12 protein-coding genes are annotated in these 17,273 nt (G+C 27.2%); 11 read left to right on the plus strand and 1 reads right to left on the minus strand.

The window, feature by feature from the left end:
• Positions 1-27: 27 nt before the first annotated feature.
• A complete protein-coding gene (gene gyrA, locus H0H50_RS00735) occupies positions 28-2,487 on the plus strand; it encodes a DNA gyrase subunit A (RefSeq protein ID WP_185867270.1) in 2,460 nt (819 codons plus the stop codon).
• Here gyrA and H0H50_RS00740 read toward each other — a convergent pair.
• The gene (locus H0H50_RS00740) at positions 2,471-4,582 is read right to left on the minus strand and encodes a carboxy terminal-processing peptidase (RefSeq protein WP_185867271.1); all 2,112 of its coding nucleotides are present in this window, start codon (positions 4,580-4,582) and stop codon (positions 2,471-2,473) included. The genes gyrA and H0H50_RS00740 overlap by 17 nt on opposite strands.
• A 59-nt stretch (positions 4,583-4,641) precedes the next feature.
• Here H0H50_RS00740 and surE point away from each other — a divergent pair, with 59 nt between their 5' ends.
• The 10 genes from surE (at position 4,642) to H0H50_RS00790 (ending at position 17,241) form a co-directional block, all read left to right on the plus strand.
• Positions 4,642-5,445 (plus strand): 5'/3'-nucleotidase SurE, encoded by an 804-nt coding sequence (gene surE / locus H0H50_RS00745; RefSeq protein WP_185867272.1) that lies wholly within the window; start codon positions 4,642-4,644, stop codon positions 5,443-5,445.
• A 21-nt stretch (positions 5,446-5,466) separates the two neighbouring features.
• Positions 5,467-6,444 (plus strand): Holliday junction branch migration DNA helicase RuvB, encoded by a 978-nt coding sequence (ruvB, locus tag H0H50_RS00750; protein ID WP_185867273.1) that lies wholly within the window; start codon positions 5,467-5,469, stop codon positions 6,442-6,444.
• A gap of 62 nt (positions 6,445-6,506) precedes the next feature.
• A complete protein-coding gene (locus tag H0H50_RS00755) occupies positions 6,507-7,802 on the plus strand; it encodes an adenylosuccinate synthase (protein ID WP_185867414.1) in 1,296 nt (431 codons plus the stop codon).
• Between the two features lie 19 nt (positions 7,803-7,821).
• Positions 7,822-9,258, plus strand: a complete 1,437-nt coding sequence (gene purB / locus H0H50_RS00760) for an adenylosuccinate lyase (protein WP_185867274.1) — start codon at positions 7,822-7,824, stop codon at positions 9,256-9,258.
• Between the two features lie 7 nt (positions 9,259-9,265).
• Entirely contained in the window at positions 9,266-12,937 is a 3,672-nt protein-coding gene (locus tag H0H50_RS00765) for a phosphoribosylformylglycinamidine synthase (RefSeq protein ID WP_185867275.1), read from the plus strand.
• 16 nt (positions 12,938-12,953) lie between these two features.
• The gene (purE, locus tag H0H50_RS00770; protein ID WP_185867276.1) at positions 12,954-13,448 is read left to right on the plus strand and encodes a 5-(carboxyamino)imidazole ribonucleotide mutase; all 495 of its coding nucleotides are present in this window, start codon (positions 12,954-12,956) and stop codon (positions 13,446-13,448) included.
• Complete coding sequence (gene purC, locus H0H50_RS00775) at positions 13,445-14,173, plus strand: phosphoribosylaminoimidazolesuccinocarboxamide synthase (protein ID WP_185867277.1); 729 nt, start codon at positions 13,445-13,447, stop codon at positions 14,171-14,173. Before purE ends, purC begins: the two co-directional genes overlap by 4 nt.
• Positions 14,174-14,185: 12 nt before the next feature.
• Positions 14,186-15,649 carry an amidophosphoribosyltransferase gene (gene purF, locus H0H50_RS00780; RefSeq protein WP_394798964.1) on the plus strand — a complete coding sequence of 488 codons (1,464 nt, stop codon included), beginning with the start codon at positions 14,186-14,188 and terminating at the stop codon, positions 15,647-15,649.
• Positions 15,650-15,664: 15 nt separating this feature from the next.
• The gene (purM, locus tag H0H50_RS00785) at positions 15,665-16,654 is read left to right on the plus strand and encodes a phosphoribosylformylglycinamidine cyclo-ligase (RefSeq protein WP_185867278.1); all 990 of its coding nucleotides are present in this window, start codon (positions 15,665-15,667) and stop codon (positions 16,652-16,654) included.
• Between the two features lie 11 nt (positions 16,655-16,665).
• The gene (locus tag H0H50_RS00790) at positions 16,666-17,241 is read left to right on the plus strand and encodes a formyltransferase family protein (RefSeq protein WP_185867279.1); all 576 of its coding nucleotides are present in this window, start codon (positions 16,666-16,668) and stop codon (positions 17,239-17,241) included.
• Positions 17,242-17,273 lie beyond the last annotated feature (32 nt).

Raw genomic sequence — 17,273 nt, forward strand, 5'->3', positions numbered from 1 at the left:
ATTAATATTTTCAAAAAAAAAAAAAAAATGAATGAAAGTGAAGGAGAAAAATTGATTTCTATTAATATTGAAGATGAAATGAAATCATCTTACATAGATTATTCAATGTCTGTTATTGTATCCAGAGCACTTCCTGATGCCAGAGATGGATTAAAACCTGTACATAGAAGAGTTCTTTATGGAATGTACCAATTAGGAATTGTTTCTAACAGTTCTTATAAAAAATCTGCTCGTATTGTTGGAGAAGTATTGGGAAAATATCATCCGCATGGAGACATATCTGTTTATGATACTATGGTTCGTATGACTCAAAAATGGACATTACGTTATCCGTTAATAGACGGACAGGGAAATTTTGGATCACTGGATGCAGATCCTCCGGCAGCTATGCGTTATACAGAAGTGAGAATGAAAAAGATTTCTGAAGAAATGTTGTTGGATATTAAAAAGGAAACTGTGGAAATGCAATTAAATTTTGATGATTCTTTGGTAGAACCAACCGTTTTACCTACACGTATTCCCAATCTTTTAATAAATGGATCTTCTGGGATTGCAGTTGGAATGGCTACTAATATTCCACCTCACAATTTAAAAGAGACTATAAATGCTATTTTCGCTTATATAGATGATAACGAATTATCTATAGAAGAAATCATGAAATATATAAAAGCTCCTGATTTTCCTACAGGTGGAATCATTTACGGATATGATGGTGTTAAAAACGCTTTTCTTACCGGTAAAGGACGTATTATTTTACGTGCAAAAGTACATTTAGAAGAAATTCATGGGAGACAATGTATTATTGTAGATGAAATTCCTTACCAAGTCAATAAAGCGGATATGATTTCTAGAACTGTAGAATTGATGAAAGAAGGAAAAATGGATGGAATATATCAGATTCGTGATGAATCGGATAGAAATGGATTACGTATAGTATACATTTTGAAACAAAATATAAATCCTAATATATTATTGAATAAATTATTTCAATATACTTCTTTGCAAACTTATTTTAATGTAAACAACATAGCTTTAGTTAATGGAAAACCTGTTCAACTAAATATTAAAAATCTTATTCAACATTTTATTGATCATAGACATAATGTTATTATTCGCCGTACTAAATACGAACTAAAAAAGTGTCAAAATCGTGTTCATATTTTGTTGGGTTTTCTAAAAATATTGGATCATTTAGATATTATGATTCAATTAATTCAAGATTCCCAAAATCATAATGAAGCTTGTAATAGATTGATTCGAAAATTTGAAATTTCAAAAGATCAATCTAAATCTATTTTAGAGATGAAATTACAAAGTCTTACATCTTTGGAAATTAATAAATTGAAAAAAGAATATGACGACCTTGTTGAAAAAATGAAATTTTTAAAAAATGTTTTGGAACAGCATTCTTCGAGAACTCAAATTATTAAAGAAGAACTTTTATACATCAAAAAAAAGTACGAAGATCCACGTCGTACACAAATAGATTATTCAGGAGATAAAGTAAACATAGAAGATTTAATTGAAAATGAACAGGTGGTTCTTACTATTTCCCATGCTGGTTATATTAAAAGAACATCCTTATCAGAATACAGACGTCAAGGAAGAGGAGGAGTAGGAAATAGAGGGGCTACTGCTAGAGAATCAGATTTTTTCAAACATTTACTTATAGCTACCAATCATCAATATTTACTTTTTTTTACAGAAAAAGGAAAATGTTTTTGGCTAAGAGTATATGAGATTCCAGAAGGATCTAAAATTTCTAAAGGAAGAGCAATACAAAATATTATTCATCTTCAACAAGATGATAAAGTTAATGCTTATATACTAACTGGAGATCTTACTAATAAAAAGTATGTTAAAGATTATTATGTAATGATGATTACGCAAAAAGGGATTATTAAAAAAACGTCTTTAGAAAACTATTCTCGTCCTAGAAAATATGGGATCAAGGCTGTTGTTATTCGTAAAGGAGATTCTTTGTTGGAAGCTATTCTTACTAAGGGGAATAGTCATGTTTTTATTGCTGTTAAAAGTGGAAGGATTATTCGTTTTCCAGAAAATAAAGTTCGTTCAACTGGAAGGACTTCTTCTGGAGTTATAGGAATTCATACAAATAAAAAAGATATGGTTATTGGGATGATATGTGTAGAAGAAAAAGAAAAAGGACATTTATTAGTAGTTTCTGAAAAAGGGTTTGGAAAAAGATCCCATATAAAAGATTATCGTATTACCAATCGTGGTGGAAAAGGAATTAAAACAATAAATATAACTCAAAAAACAGGAAATTTAATTTCCATAAAATATGTTACAGATCAAGATGATTTGATGATTATTAAAAAATCAGGAATTATTATACGCATTTCTATATCAGATATAAGAATTATGGGAAGAACAACTCAAGGAGTTAGATTAATTCATTTAAAAGAAAACGATGCAATAGCTGATGTTGCAAAAGTTTACAAACCTATTATGGGTTTTCATTAAAATCTTGTAATATATTAATACATTCTGCTATATAAAAATCTTTTACCAAATTTTTTTTCCATTTTTTTTGTTCTTCATCATTTGCATCTCCTATAATTTTGTAATAAGCTGGAAAAGCTCGTAATCCATATATATTTAAATAGTTTCTTAAATTTTTTAAGTTTTCGTTTTTTCTTTTTATTTTTAAATTTTCATAATAAAATTCTTTCCAATTTAAAGAAAATTGTTTTTTTTTTGAAAATTTATTTTCTAATGATTGTATTTTATTATAAATAGTAATAAAATCCTTATTTTTTTTCAAACGTTTTATACTTTTATATTTAATATTTTCTAAATTATTATAATAATAATGTAGATAAGGAATAGGATCGGTATAATCCCATTTCATGGGATTATTTTGATTTTTTTCCATAAATTTTAAAAATAGACTTGTTGTATTACTTGGAATAACTATATCTGAATTCACTCCCTTTAATTGAGTAGAACTTCCATTTACACGATAAAATTTATTTACGGTAAGTTTTAAAGCGCCTAACTTTTCATTAGATAATAAAAATCTATTTAATGGATAAACAGTTTGCACAGTTCCTTTTCCATATGTTTGAGCACTTCCAACTATAATTCCTCTTTTATAATCTGCTATGGCAGCAGCGAGAATTTCAGAAGCAGAAGCAGATAATTCATTTACAAGAATAACAAGAGGCCCTTTCCATAGAATTTTATTTTCATAACTTTTAAGTAGTTTTTTTTTACCATGAGGGTTTCCTATTTGGACTATAGGAACTTTACCTAAAAAGAAACCAGCAATTTCTATTACAGTATCTAAAGATCCCCCTACGTTATTTCTAACGTCTATCAAAATTCCTTTTATATTTTCTTCTTTTAGTTTTTTAATGATTTTTTTTACATCTTTAGCTGCATTTCTTCCATTTTTATTTTCAGGATTAAAATAAAATTCAGGCAAACAGATCAAACCATATTTATCTTGGTTTTTATCCAAAATTATAACACTTTTTGCAAAAATTTCTTTTTTTTCAATTATATCTCTAGTGAGGATAACTTCTTCTATAGATCCATTTTTTTTCTGAATAGTAAGTTTAATCTTACTCCCTTTTTTTCCTCTTATTAAACGGATTGAATTTTCTAACAACATCCCAACGATGTTTTTTGATTCTGAATTAACGTTTTCTGCTACTCGTATAATTTTGTCTCCTATTTCTATTTTTTTGTTTTTCCATGCAGGACCATTAGTAATGATTTTCACAACGGTGGGGTATCCTTTATCATCTTGTAATTGAACACCTATTCCTTCTGTTTGTCCAGATATATTTAAATCAAAAATTTCTTTTTCTTTAGGAGAAAAATAATTAGTATGAGGATCATATTGAGAAGTTATAGTATTAACATACATTGAAAACCAATCGGTTTCTTTTTTTATTTTTAATTTTCTGAAATATTCCTTAATATATTCTTCCACTTTTTTTCTTGATTTTTTTTCTTTTTTAAAAAACGCATTTTTCCAAATTTTATTTTGGTTTACAAAAGGAGTTTTTCTTTGATTTTCATTAGTGATGATCTCTAATAAAGTCAAATATTTTAAGTATTTCCTCCATTTTTCAATACATTCTTCTTTATTTTTAGGATAATAAAGTTTTTGTTGTTCAAATACATACACTTCTTTTTTATTAAAATCAAAAGATGTTTTTAATATTTGGAAACATATAAATTCTACTTCTTTTACTCTTTTAAAAAAACGTTTTATAATAATATTAAAAAAAGTGGGATCTCCATGAACCCAAAGATCATCTATTTTTTCTTTATATAAAGAAAGATCTTCCACATCTTTTTGTAAAAAAAAACGTTTTTGATTATCTAATTTTTCAAAATATTTATTATATACTTTTTGAGAAAAATTATTGTCTATAGAAATAGGATTTATATGTAAAAAATAAAGTGTCTTATATATTGTTTTGAGTACTATACGATGTTTTTCCTGTTCTCCTAATGGAGAACAAAAACTTAATGAAAAAATAAGAAATAAACCAATTATTATATATTTAATATCATTGAGTTTTTTTATTTTAAAATTCACCATTATGCTGTTAAAAAATATTAGTAAAATTATATATAAATAGCTATTTTAGCCAATATAAAATGAGTAATAAACCAATTATTTTAGTTACAAATGATGATGGGATTATAGCTCCAGGTATTAGAGCCCTTGTTCATTCTATGAATCTTTTAGGAGATGTGTATGTAGTGGCTCCAAATAAACCTCAATCTGGAATAGGACATGCGATAACAATGAATACGGTATTATATTGTGATTCAGTTAAAATAGATAATGGCAATCAAAAAGAATGGGAATGTTCTGGAACTCCGGTAGATTGTGTTAAATTAGCTATTAGTAATATACTTCCAAGAAAACCTGATATTTGTGTATCAGGAATTAATCATGGATCAAATTCTTCTATAAATATCATGTACTCTGGAACTGTTTCTGCTGTTATTGAAGCAAATATAGAGGGAATTCCTGCTGTAGGATTTTCTCTTTTAGATTTTGATTGGAATGCAGATTTTGAACCGTCAAAAAAATATGTATGTCAAATTGTAAAAAAAATTCTTTATAATCCTATTTATAAAAAAACAATCAGTTTAAATGTTAACATTCCTAAATTAAAAAAGGAGCAAATAAAAGGAATTAAAATATGCAGACAAGCAGGGTCTAAATGGAAAGAAAGTTTTGAAAAACGTTCTAATCCTAAAGGAAGAACTTATTATTGGTTAGTAGGAGATTTTATTAATTTGGATGAAAAGGAAGATACCGATGAATGGGCACTAAAAAATGGATATATATCTATTGTTCCTATTCAATTTGATTTAACAGATTATACTATTTTAAATTTTTTAAAGTCTTGGAATTTTGTATTATTTATTGGATATATAGTTTATTTTTAATTTGAACATTAAAACGTATATATGTCTTCTTTTTTAGAAGGATCTTTGAATCCCAAAAAAATTAAAGATTTTGTAGGACAACATGAAATATTGGAAAATCTAATAGTTTTTATTCAGGCTGCTAAAAAAAGAAAAGAAGCCTTAGATCATATTTTGTTTCATGGACCTCCTGGATTAGGAAAAACAACACTGGCACATATTGTGGCTAATGAATTATGTGTGAATATTTCTGTTACTTCAGGATCCGTTTTAGATAAACCTGGAGATTTAGCAGGCTTATTAATTCATTTAAAAATGAACGATGTAATTTTTATTGATGAAATTCATCGTCTTTCTCCAATAGTTGAGGAGTATTTGTATTCAGCTATGGAAAATTATAAAATAGATATTATCATAGATTCTGGATCTAATGCTAGATCAGTACAAATTGATTTATCTCCTTTCACTTTAATAGGAGCAACTACGAGATCCGGTTTACTAACAGCTCCTATGCGTTCTAGATTTGGTATTAATTTACGTCTTAGTTACTATGAAAAAGAATTATTAAAAAATATTGTAAATCGTAGTGCAAAATTACTAAATATTCCAATAACGGAAGAAGCTTCTTATGAAATAGCTAACAGGAGTCGTGGAACTCCACGTATCGCCAATGCTTTATTACGTAGAATTCGTGATTTTGCACAAATTAAAGGAAATGGAACCATTGATATTAATATATGCAATTTGGGATTGCAATACCTTAATGTAGATAAACATGGATTAGATGAAATGGACAATAGAATTCTTTCTTATATTATAGATTATTTTAAAGGTGGACCTGTTGGAATCAATACTATAGCAACAGCTGTGAGCGAAAACTCTGATACCATAGAAGAAGTTTATGAACCTTTTCTTATTCAAGAAGGATACTTAATTAGAACACCTAGGGGAAGAAAAACTACAAAATTAGCTTATCAGCATATCAAACGAAATTTTAAAATTAAAAAAAAAATAGATTGAAATGTTTTTTATTATATGTTTATAAGAATTAACTTTGCTAATCAATGTCAAAATACACAATCATGCCTTCAAATGTCATTGTTGGTCTCCAATGGGGCGACGAGGGGAAAGGAAAAATTACAGATTTACTTGCTAAAAATTCAGATTATGTAATCCGCTATCAAGGAGGAAATAATTCGGGTCATTCTATTCATATTAAAAATCGTCATTTTATTCTCCATTTAGTTCCTTCTGGTGTTATTTATTCTGGAGTCAAATGTATTGTTGGTCCTGGAGTAGTAATTGATCCTAAGTCTTTGATACAAGAAATACAAAATTTAGAATCAATGGAAATCAATACACATCAAGTTTTTTTAGCAAAAAGAGCTCATGTGACTATGCCTTATCATCGTTTATTAGATCAATATCAAGAAGAAGCTTTAGGAGATAAATCAATTGGAACTACACATAAAGGGATTGGTCCTACTTATGAAGATAAAATCGCTCGCATAGGAATTCGTGTTTTGGATTTATTGGATTTAAAAATTTTTTATGAAAAATTAAAATACAATATTGATCTTAAGAACAAAATTTTTACAAAAATTTTTCATAGAGAACCTATTTCTTTTCAATCTATTTATGAAGAATATATAGAATATGCAAAGATATTATCTAATCGGATTATAGACGCTGTTTATGAAATTCATGATGCTTTTCATAACAAAAAAAAAATTCTATTTGAAGGAGCTCAAGCTATGTTGTTAGATATAAACTATGGAACATATCCATATGTAACCACTTCTTCTACCTCCACAGGAGGTGTATGTACAGGAGCTGGAATTCCTACTAACTTTTTAAAAAATTTTATAGGAATAACAAAAGCATATTGTACTCGAGTGGGGTTTGGTCCTTTTCCTACAGAGATAGGAAATGAAATTTGTGATATAATACGTAAAAAAGGAAATGAATATGGAGCAACAACTAAACGTCCCAGACGATGTGGATGGTTGGATTTAATAGCTCTTAAATATTCTTGTATGATTAATGGTATTAATAATTTAGTTATTACAAAACTAGATGTTTTAAGTGAACTAGAAATTATTAAAATATGTGTAAAATATAAATGTGATGGTGAAATTATTCAATATTTTCCAGCCAATATAAAAAAAAATGTAAAAGGAGTTTATATAGATCTACCTGGATGGAAACAAGACATATCTCATATTCATGAGTATAAAGATTTACCAAAAAATTGTAAAAAATATATTAAATTTATTGAAGATTATCTGAATTTAGAAACTCTGTTAATTTCTGTAGGTTCTGAAAGAAATCAGAACATAATTAAAAATAAATCTTTATTTTTAAAAATTTTTACTTAGAATTAAAAAGATTTTTCGTGTGGAAAAATATAAAAATCCTTTAGTAGAACGATATAGTAGCAAAGAAATGTTATATAATTTTTCTCCAAAAAAAAAGTTTCTTATTTGGAGAAAATTGTGGTTATATCTAGCTGAAATTCAAAAAGAATTAGGATTAAACATTAGTAATGAACAAATCTATGATTTGAAAAATCATTTACATGACATTGATTGGGATAGAGTAAACTTTTATGAAAAAAAATTTAGACATGATGTAATGGCACATTTGTATGCTTTTGGAGAAAAAGCTACTATAGCTAGACCTATTATTCATTTAGGTGCCACAAGCGCGTTTTTAGGAGATAATACGGATATTATTTTAATTCGTGATGGATTGGAAATTTTATTGAAGAAATTGATTAATGTAATTTTTCGTATCAGAAATTTTACTTTAGAATATCATAATATTCCTACTTTAGCTTTCACACATTATCAACCAGCTCAACTCACCACTGTAGGAAAACGTTCTGCTCTATGGTTACAAAGTTTACTTTTAGATTTCGAAGAATTAGAATTTAGATTGAAAAATCTTCATTTTAGGGGAGTTAAAGGAACTGTAGGTTCATCAGATAGTTTCAAAGAATTATTTGATGGAGATTTGCAAAAAGTAAAAAATTTAGAAAAAAAATTATCTGATAAATTCAGATTTCAAAATATTTTTCCTATAACAGGACAAACTTACGATAGAAAAGTTGATGCTCAAATATTAAATTTATTATCCAATATATCTCAATCTTCTCACAAATTTAGTAACGATTTGCGTTTGTTACAAAATTTAAAAGAAATGGAAGAACCTTTTGAAAAAGAACAAATTGGATCTAGTGCTATGGCTTATAAACGGAATCCAATACGTAGTGAACGTATGGCCTCTTTAGCTAAATATGTAATTTCTTTATCCAATAGTTCAGCCTTAGTTGCAGCGACTCAATGGCTGGAACGTACTTTAGACGATTCTGCAAACAGAAGATTGGTTATAGGGCAATCATTTTTAGCCGTAGATTCTATTTTAATGATTTGGAATAATATATTAGAGAATATTGTCGTATATCCTAAAATTATTGATAAACATATAAAAGAAGAACTTCCTTTTTTAATTACTGAACATATTATTGTAGAATGTGTAAAAAACGGATCAGATAGACAGGATATTCATGAAAGAATCCGAGTTCATTCTATAGCAACTAACGCTAAAATTAGATTAGAAGGAAAGGAAAATGATTTCATTAAACGTATTTTACATGATAAAAAAATACCAATTCATGAAAAAAAAATGAATCAAATTTTAAACCCTAAAAATCTTACAGGATTTTCTTCAGATCAAACTTTAGAATTTCTTGATACAAGAATCAATCCCATATTAAATCGTTTTCATCATTTAATTGATTCTGATATATCTAATATGGATAGACAAGTTTAATACCATAATGAATTTTAGAATTTATATACAAAAAAAAAGGCCTTTTGATATTGATTCTAGAAAATTGCATAAGGAATTGGAAAGTATGAATATTTCATTATCCAATGTAATTATTTATCATATATATGATTTATTTAATATAAATGAAAAACTTTTTTCAGAAAGTTTATCAAAAGTTTTTGTAGATCCTGTTACAGATATTTTGCATAGAAAAATACATTTGAATACTTCATATATAGAATATTTTCCAGAAAAATATGATGATAGAGCTCATGCAGCTATACAATGCATAAAAGTTCTAGACCCTAAATATCCCAAAGTTTTTGTAAAGACTGGCCAATTAATTGAATTAATTGGTATTAAAAATAAACAGGATTTATATAAAATTAAAAAATTTTATATAAAGTCATGCTTAAATATAAAAAACAAAAAAAATGAAACCAAAATTATAGATAATTTCATTAATTTTTCTCTTGAAGAAATAACTAGATTCCATAATAGATGGAATTTTTCTATGGATATTAATGATTTGCTATTTATACAGAAATATTTTTTTAAAGAAAAGCGTAATCCAACATTAGGAGAATTACGTATATTCGATGTTTACTGGTCTGATCATTGTCGTCATACAACGTTTTTTACCTCATTAGTCAATATATCTTTTGATGGATCATTGAAAAAAACATATCAAAGTATTTTTAAAAAGTATTTAAAAGATAGAGATTTAATAGGGATATCCAAATTTCCTATAAATCTTATGGATTTATCCTGTCTTCCTGCTAAAATTCTTTATAGGAAGGGAAAATTGAATAATTATGTTTTATCAAATGAACATAATGCATGTATGATGATGGTAAATGTAGATTTCGTAGAAAGTAAAAAAAAAGAAAAATGGTATTTATTATTTAAAAATGAAACTCACAATCATCCTACTGAAATTTATCCTTTTGAAGGAGCTTCTACTTGTGTAGGAGGAGCCATTCGTGATCCTTTATCAGGTAGAGCGTTTGTTTATCAGGGAATTAGGTTAAGTGGGGCTGCTGATCCTACCCATTCAAAAACTTTTAATGGAAAATTACCACAACATAAAATTTGTTTTGAATCAGCTCGTGGTTATAGTTCTTATGGAAATCAAATAGGATTAGCAACTACCCATGTAAACGAAATTTATCATGAAGGATATAGAGCTAAAAGAATGGAAATAGGGATGGTTGTTGGAGCAGTTCCTGTTGATTTTGTAAAACAGGATAAACCTAAAAAAGGGGATATCATTTTGTTAATTGGAGGATTGACAAAAAAAGAAGGGATTGGAGGTGCTATAGATTCTTCTAGAGCACATCATCCGGATTTAAAAAATAATATTCAACAAAAAGGAGATCCAATAATAGAAAGAAAAATTCAAAGATTTTTTAGAAAAAAAGAAGTTATTTCTTTGATAAAAAAATGTAATGATTTCGGAGCAGGAGGAGCTGCAGTTGCTATAGGAGAATTAAGTGATAGTTTAGTCCTTGATTTAGACAAAATACCACTAGTAGAAAATGCAGATAATATAGAAGCTATAGAAATTGCCCTTTCTGAATCTCAAGAACGTATGGCTGTAATATTAGACTCCAAAGATGTTAAAAAATTTATTCATTTAGCTCATGAAGAAAATATTATGTCTGTACCTATAGGTGAAATAACTGATAACAAACGTATTATTTTTTATTACAAAAAAAAAGAAATTTTTAATGTAAAAAGTGATTTTTTGAACACAAAAGGATCTCATAAAGAAAAATCCGTTCGTGTGAATTCTCCTATTTCAGTTTCCCCTTTTAATAAATCAAAAAAAATATTCTTTAGCAAAAAAACATTTTTAAATACTCTTTCTAAATTAAATATAGCTTCTCAAAAAAGTTTAATAGAGATGTTTGATAGTACTGTAGGTGGCACTACAGTTTTAATGCCTTTTGGAGGAAAATATCAAATGACTCCATCTGAAGGAAGTGCACAAAAAATTCCTGTTTTTAGAGGAAATACAAATACAGTTAGTTTAGTTTCTTGGGGATTTCATCCTGAAGTTTCTGTTTGGAGTCCTTTTCATGGAGGTGCTTATGCTATTATTGAATGTATTTCCAAAATTGTTTCTATGGGAGGGAATTATAGAAATACTTATTTTAGTTTTCAAGAATATTATCGAAAATTGGGTAATAATCCAGAAAATTGGGGGAAACCTTTTTCTGCTTTATTAGGAGCTTATCATGCTCAAATGTCGTTAGAATTAGCTTCTATAGGAGGTAAAGATTCTATGTCTGGAACATATAAAAATTTACATGTTCCTCCAACATTTATCGCTTTTGGTGTATCTACAGGTTTGTGTTTCAATATAATATCTCCTGAATTTAAAAAAGTAGGGAATAAAATCTATTTGTATTATCACAATTCATTAAAAAATGAAATGCCAGATTTTAATTCCATAAAAAAAGCCTATGACCAAGTTTATGAAGGAATTTGTTCTGGAAAAATTGTTTCGGTAAAAACGGTGAAAGATGGAGGCATTTCTGTTGCTATTGCCAAGATGTCTTTTGGAAATCGTTTAGGAGCAGTTATTGATTATAAAGATCATTTACTTGAAACTAACATAGGTTCCTTAATTATCGAATCTTCATCTTCCATTTCAGAAGATAATTTTATTCCAATAGGAGAAATTATTTCTTCTAAGCATTTAAATTTTAATGGAATATTCATTGATATAGATGAATGTATAAAAAATTGGGTAAAAACTTTTTATCCTATTTTTTCTTTTAATGAAGAAGAAAATAATATTAATATTAACAAAATAGAAAAAATTAAAAAAAAAGAAAGTTATCATTCTGTCATATGGAAATGCAAATTTAGAAAAAAAGGAAAACCTCGTGTATTTATTCCTATATTTCCTGGTACAAATAGTGAATTTGAATCAATTCGTGCATTTGAAAAAGAAGGATCTATAGTAAATACTTTTGTTTTTAAAAATCAATCGGATAAAGATATTGTAGAATCTATATTTTATTTTAAAAAGTATATAGAATCCGTTCAAATATTTATGCTTTGTGGAGGTTTTAGTGCTGGAGATGAACCAGATGGATCTGCTAAATTTATTGTATCTATATTACACAATCCATATATTCAAGATGCTATTAAATATTTTCTTGATAAAGATGGATTAATTTTAGGAATTTGTAATGGTTTTCAAGGACTAATTAAATCTGGATTATTACCTTATGGGAAGATTGGTTTAAGAAATTATAATTCTCCTACATTAACCTACAATAAAATAGAAAAACATATATCCCAATGTGTTCATATTAAAGTAATTTCGGATCATTCTCCATGGCTAAATGGTATGAAAAATAAAATATATACACTTCCCATATCTCATAGTGAAGGAAGATTTTATGCAAGCAAAGAAACAATAAATATTTTATTGAATAAAAATCAAATTGCCACACAATATGTAGATATAGAAGGAAAACCTAGTTTAGATAGATTATATAATCCTAATGGATCTGTTGAAGCCATTGAGGGATTATTAAGTGAAAATGGTAAAATTTATGGTAGAATGACTCATCCAGAACGTTATGATTCTGGATTATTAAAAAATATTCCTAATATGCATGAGCATTCTATTTTTAAAAATGCAGTACAATATTTTTTATAAAAATTATAAATAAATTATGAAAGTGGCTATATTTCTTGGAAGTATTTCTGATAAATCAGTTATGAAAATAACAGTGGAACTACTCAAACAATTTAACATAAGTTATAAATCTTATGTAATTTCTGCACATCGATTACCAGATATTTTATCAAAAACTATAAAAGAAATAGAATCTGAAGGTACAGATGTAATTATTGCAGGAGCTGGATTATCCGCTCATTTACCTGGATTTATTTCTTCTAAAACAGTTTTACCTGTTATAGGAGTCCCTATTTATTGCAATAATAACTATGGATCTTTAGGAGGTATAGATGCCCTTTTTTCTATGGTACAAATGCCAAAAGATGTTCCCGTTGCTACAGTAGGGATAAATAATTCCTATAATGCAGCTTTATTTGCCATTCATATTTTAGCTATAAAATATCAAGATATAAGAAAATTATTGCTAAAATTTAGAATGAAAAAAAAAGAAAAATTAATATCTGAAATCAAGCAACATTTATTACCATGAGCTGCACAATTAAAAAAGATCTTTTATCAGAAGGAAAAACAAAAAAGATATATATAACCAACAATCCACTTGAAGTATTAATTCATCATAAAGATTGTCTAACTGCTTTAGATGGGGTAAAAAAAAATTTTTTGCAGGACAAAGGAATTTTAAATAATGAAATAACTACATTGATTTTTCAGTTTTTGAATTCTTGTGGAATTCAAACTCATTTTATACGAAAAATAAACAATAGAGAACAATTATGTCACAGAGTAAATATAATTCCTATAGAATTTGTTGTTCGTAATATTGTTGCGGGAAGTATGTCTAAACGTTTGGGAGTAAAAGAAGGAATTTCTCTTTCCAGTCCTATTTTTGAAATATTTTATAAAAATGATAAGTTAAAAGATCCCTTAATTAATGATCATCATGCAGTATTTCTAGAAATTATTTCTTACGAAGAATTAAGTACCATTTATAACATAACATCGAAAATTAACCATATTATCAAAAAATTTTTTTTGGAGAAAAATATTATATTGGTGGATTTTAAAATAGAATTTGGTAAGGATTATAAAAACAATATTTTACTTTCCGATGAAATAAGTCCAGATACTTGTCGCTTTTGGGATAAAAAAACAATGAAAAAATTGGACAAAGATCCATTTAGAACGGGATTAAAAGAAAAAGAAGAAGTATTTGACATATATATGGAGATCTTAAAAAGATTAAATGTAAGTTAATCCATTAAAATAATGGAAAAAAGATATTTTTTTTCCAAAAAAATGATAGATCAATTATTCCCTTCTATTTTGGAAAATAATGATTTCGATAAATTTCATGATGAATGTGGTGTTTTTGGTATTTATTCCCCTTATAAAATAGACACTTTTTCTTTAGTTCAATTTGGTTTATTTGCATTACAACATAGAGGACAAGAAGCTTGTGGTTTTTCTGTTTTGCAAGATGGTTTTATTATATCACATAAAAGCGAAGGACTTGTTTTAGATTTTTTTAGAAAAATATCTAATTCTGAATGTTATCATGGAAATGCTGTAATTGGACATACTCGTTATTCTACAGAAGGAGGACAAAGTAAAAAAAATATTCAACCTTTTTTTGGAGAAGATTCCTATGGAAAAAGTACTATATCTATAGTACATAATGGAAACTTAGTTAATGCTCAATATATTCGTAAAAAATTGGAATCTAAAGGTATCAATTTCATATCTGAATACTCAGATTCCGAAGTTATTCTACGTTTAATACAAAAATATTTACCAGAATCTGGTAATAGTTTAGAAAAAGCAATTCAAAAAACAACTATAGATATTAAAGGAGCTTATTCTGTGATTGTACTTATGGATAATAAAATGGCTGCATTTAGAGATCCAAACGGAATACGTCCTTTATGTTATGGAATGTTGAATGAAGAAACTTACATATTTAGTTCTGAAACTTGTGGAATTGATTCTGTTGGAGGATTCTATGTAAGAGATTTGTTCCCTGGAGAAATTATAATTGTGGATAAAAAATCAATTCAATTTTCTTTACTTACAGAAAGAAAAAATACAAAAAAAAGAATATGTTCTTTTGAATATATTTATTTTTCTCGTCCTGATTCCTTAATTGAAAATATCAATGTTTATGAAATTCGTGAAAAAAGTGGAGAAAAACTTTATGAACAACATCCAGTAGAAGCGGATGTTGTCATTGGAGTTCCAGACTCTGGAGTTCCAGCCTCTATTGGATATTCTAAAGCTTCTGGAATCCCTTTTAAACCTATTTTAGTAAAAAATAAATATATTGGAAGATCATTTATTCTCCCCCAACAAAAAATGCGTGAAAAAATGGTTAACTTGAAATTAAATCCTATATTAGATGAAATAAAAGGAAAACGGATTGTTATTATTGATGATTCTATAGTTCGTGGAACTACTAGCCGTAGACTAGTTTACATATTAAGAAAAGCAGGAGCTAAAGAAATTCATTTTAGAAGCGCTTCTCCTCCTATTATAGGCCCATGTTATTTAGGAGTCGATACTCCAAGTAAAAAAGATCTTATATCATACAATCATATTGATAAAAAAAGTATAGCAAAAATTCTAAATGTAGACAGTTTAGAATTTTTAAGTATGGATAATTTTATAGATATACTTGGAAGTACTCATCATTGTTTTGGTTGTTTTACCGGAAATTATCCAGTTAAAAAAAACTAATTAATATAAAATAATATGAAAGAGAAAAAAAGTAACATGACCATATGTAAAATTAGTAACATTATAGAAAATACTTATAACAATAGAGTAATGAGCACCTTAGATCATTTTTCTGGTTTTTATAAAATATATGAATGTGGATATAAGGAACCTATTTTAGTATCTGGAGTTGACGGAGTAGGAACCAAATTACGTTTAGCTATAGACTGTAAAAAATATGATGTAATTGGAGAAGATTGTTTTGCAATGTGTGCAAATGATGTTTTATGTCATGGAGCTATTCCTTTATTTTTTTTAGACTATTTAGCTTGTGGAAAATTAGATTCTACTATTGTAGAAAAAATTGTAGAAGGGATTGCTATTTCTTGCCAAAAAACGAACACCTGTCTTATCGGAGGTGAAACGGCAGAAATGCCTGGAATTTATAAAAATAAAGACTATGATATAGCTGGATTTTGTGTAGGTATTGTGGAAAAAAATAATCTTATAGATGGTAAAAAATTAATTCAAGAAGGAGATATTTTAATAGGACTTCCTTCTTCAGGTGTGCATAGTAATGGTTTTTCTGTAATTAGAAATATTTTTTCTACAGAAGATTTTACCAAATCTTTTCAAGGAAAACCGTTTTATGAAACTCTTTTAATTCCAACTCGGATTTATCATTTTACTATTCATGCTTTATTAAAAGAATTTTTTATTCACGGATTAGCTCATATTACTGGAGGAGGAATATCAGATAATCTGTATCGAATTCTTCCAGAAAATTTATCGGCTATAGTTAAAAAAAAAAAGATTTCTATTCAACCTGTTTTTAATTACATTCAAAAAAATGGAAATCTGTCAGAACATAAAATGTGGAATACTTTTAATATGGGAGTAGGAATGATTATAGTCGTTTCTTTTAAAGAAAAAGATTCTATTCTAAATAAACTTCATCTTTTAGGAGAGAACCCTTTTATTCTTGGTAATATTGTGAAAGGAAATAAAAGAGTATTTTTGAAATAAAGAATATTTTCATGAAGAAAATAGCTATTTTAGTTTCTGGAAAGGGGACCAATATGCAGCATATATTACAAGCAATTAAAAACGGAATGCTTTATAATTCTATGGTAAATTTAGTGATTTCTGATCGATGGTGTCAAGCCATTCAATATGCACTGAAAAAAAATATCACAATATTTTCTTTAATAAGAACTAAAAAAAAATTTCTTTCTAAAGAAATAGACAATATACTTGCAAAATATATTCCGGATGTTATAGTTCTTTCAGGATTTCTTTCAATACTTGATGCCAATTTTTGTGAAAAATGGTTTGGTAAAGTTATAAATATTCATCCTTCTTTATTGCCTAAATATGGAGGAAAAGGAATGTATGGAATCAAAGTGCATCAAGAAATTATAAAAAATAAGGAAAAAATATCAGGTGCTACAGTTCACTATGTGACAAAAAACGTAGATTTAGGAGACATAATTTTGAAAAAAACATGCAAAATTGATTCCGAAGAGACTCCAATATCTTTATCAAAAAAAGTTTCTATGATAGAAAAAGAGATATTAATTCAATCTATTAATAACCTTAAATTCAGGAATTAGTAATTCTATATACTCAAAAAATAATAATTAAT

Source organism: Blattabacterium cuenoti (genome assembly GCF_014252015.1).
In the GTDB taxonomy this organism is placed as follows: domain Bacteria; phylum Bacteroidota; class Bacteroidia; order Flavobacteriales; family Blattabacteriaceae; genus Blattabacterium; species Blattabacterium cuenoti_U.

Bases quoted from the DNA above. Each gene is read 5' to 3' on its own strand.
- gyrA (WP_185867270.1), top strand. From the start codon at position 28: ATGAATGAAAGTGAAGGAGAAAAATTGATTTCTATTAATATTGAAGAT.
- H0H50_RS00740 (WP_185867271.1), bottom strand. From the start codon at position 4,582: ATGGTGAATTTTAAAATAAAAAAACTCAATGATATTAAATATATAATA.
- surE (WP_185867272.1), top strand. From the start codon at position 4,642: ATGAGTAATAAACCAATTATTTTAGTTACAAATGATGATGGGATTATA.
- ruvB (WP_185867273.1), top strand. From the start codon at position 5,467: ATGTCTTCTTTTTTAGAAGGATCTTTGAATCCCAAAAAAATTAAAGAT.
- H0H50_RS00755 (WP_185867414.1), top strand. From the start codon at position 6,507: ATGCCTTCAAATGTCATTGTTGGTCTCCAATGGGGCGACGAGGGGAAA.
- H0H50_RS00765 (WP_185867275.1), top strand. From the start codon at position 9,266: ATGAATTTTAGAATTTATATACAAAAAAAAAGGCCTTTTGATATTGAT.
- purE (WP_185867276.1), top strand. From the start codon at position 12,954: ATGAAAGTGGCTATATTTCTTGGAAGTATTTCTGATAAATCAGTTATG.
- purC (WP_185867277.1), top strand. From the start codon at position 13,445: ATGAGCTGCACAATTAAAAAAGATCTTTTATCAGAAGGAAAAACAAAA.
- purF (WP_394798964.1), top strand. From the start codon at position 14,186: ATGGAAAAAAGATATTTTTTTTCCAAAAAAATGATAGATCAATTATTC.
- purM (WP_185867278.1), top strand. From the start codon at position 15,665: ATGAAAGAGAAAAAAAGTAACATGACCATATGTAAAATTAGTAACATT.
- H0H50_RS00790 (WP_185867279.1), top strand. From the start codon at position 16,666: ATGAAGAAAATAGCTATTTTAGTTTCTGGAAAGGGGACCAATATGCAG.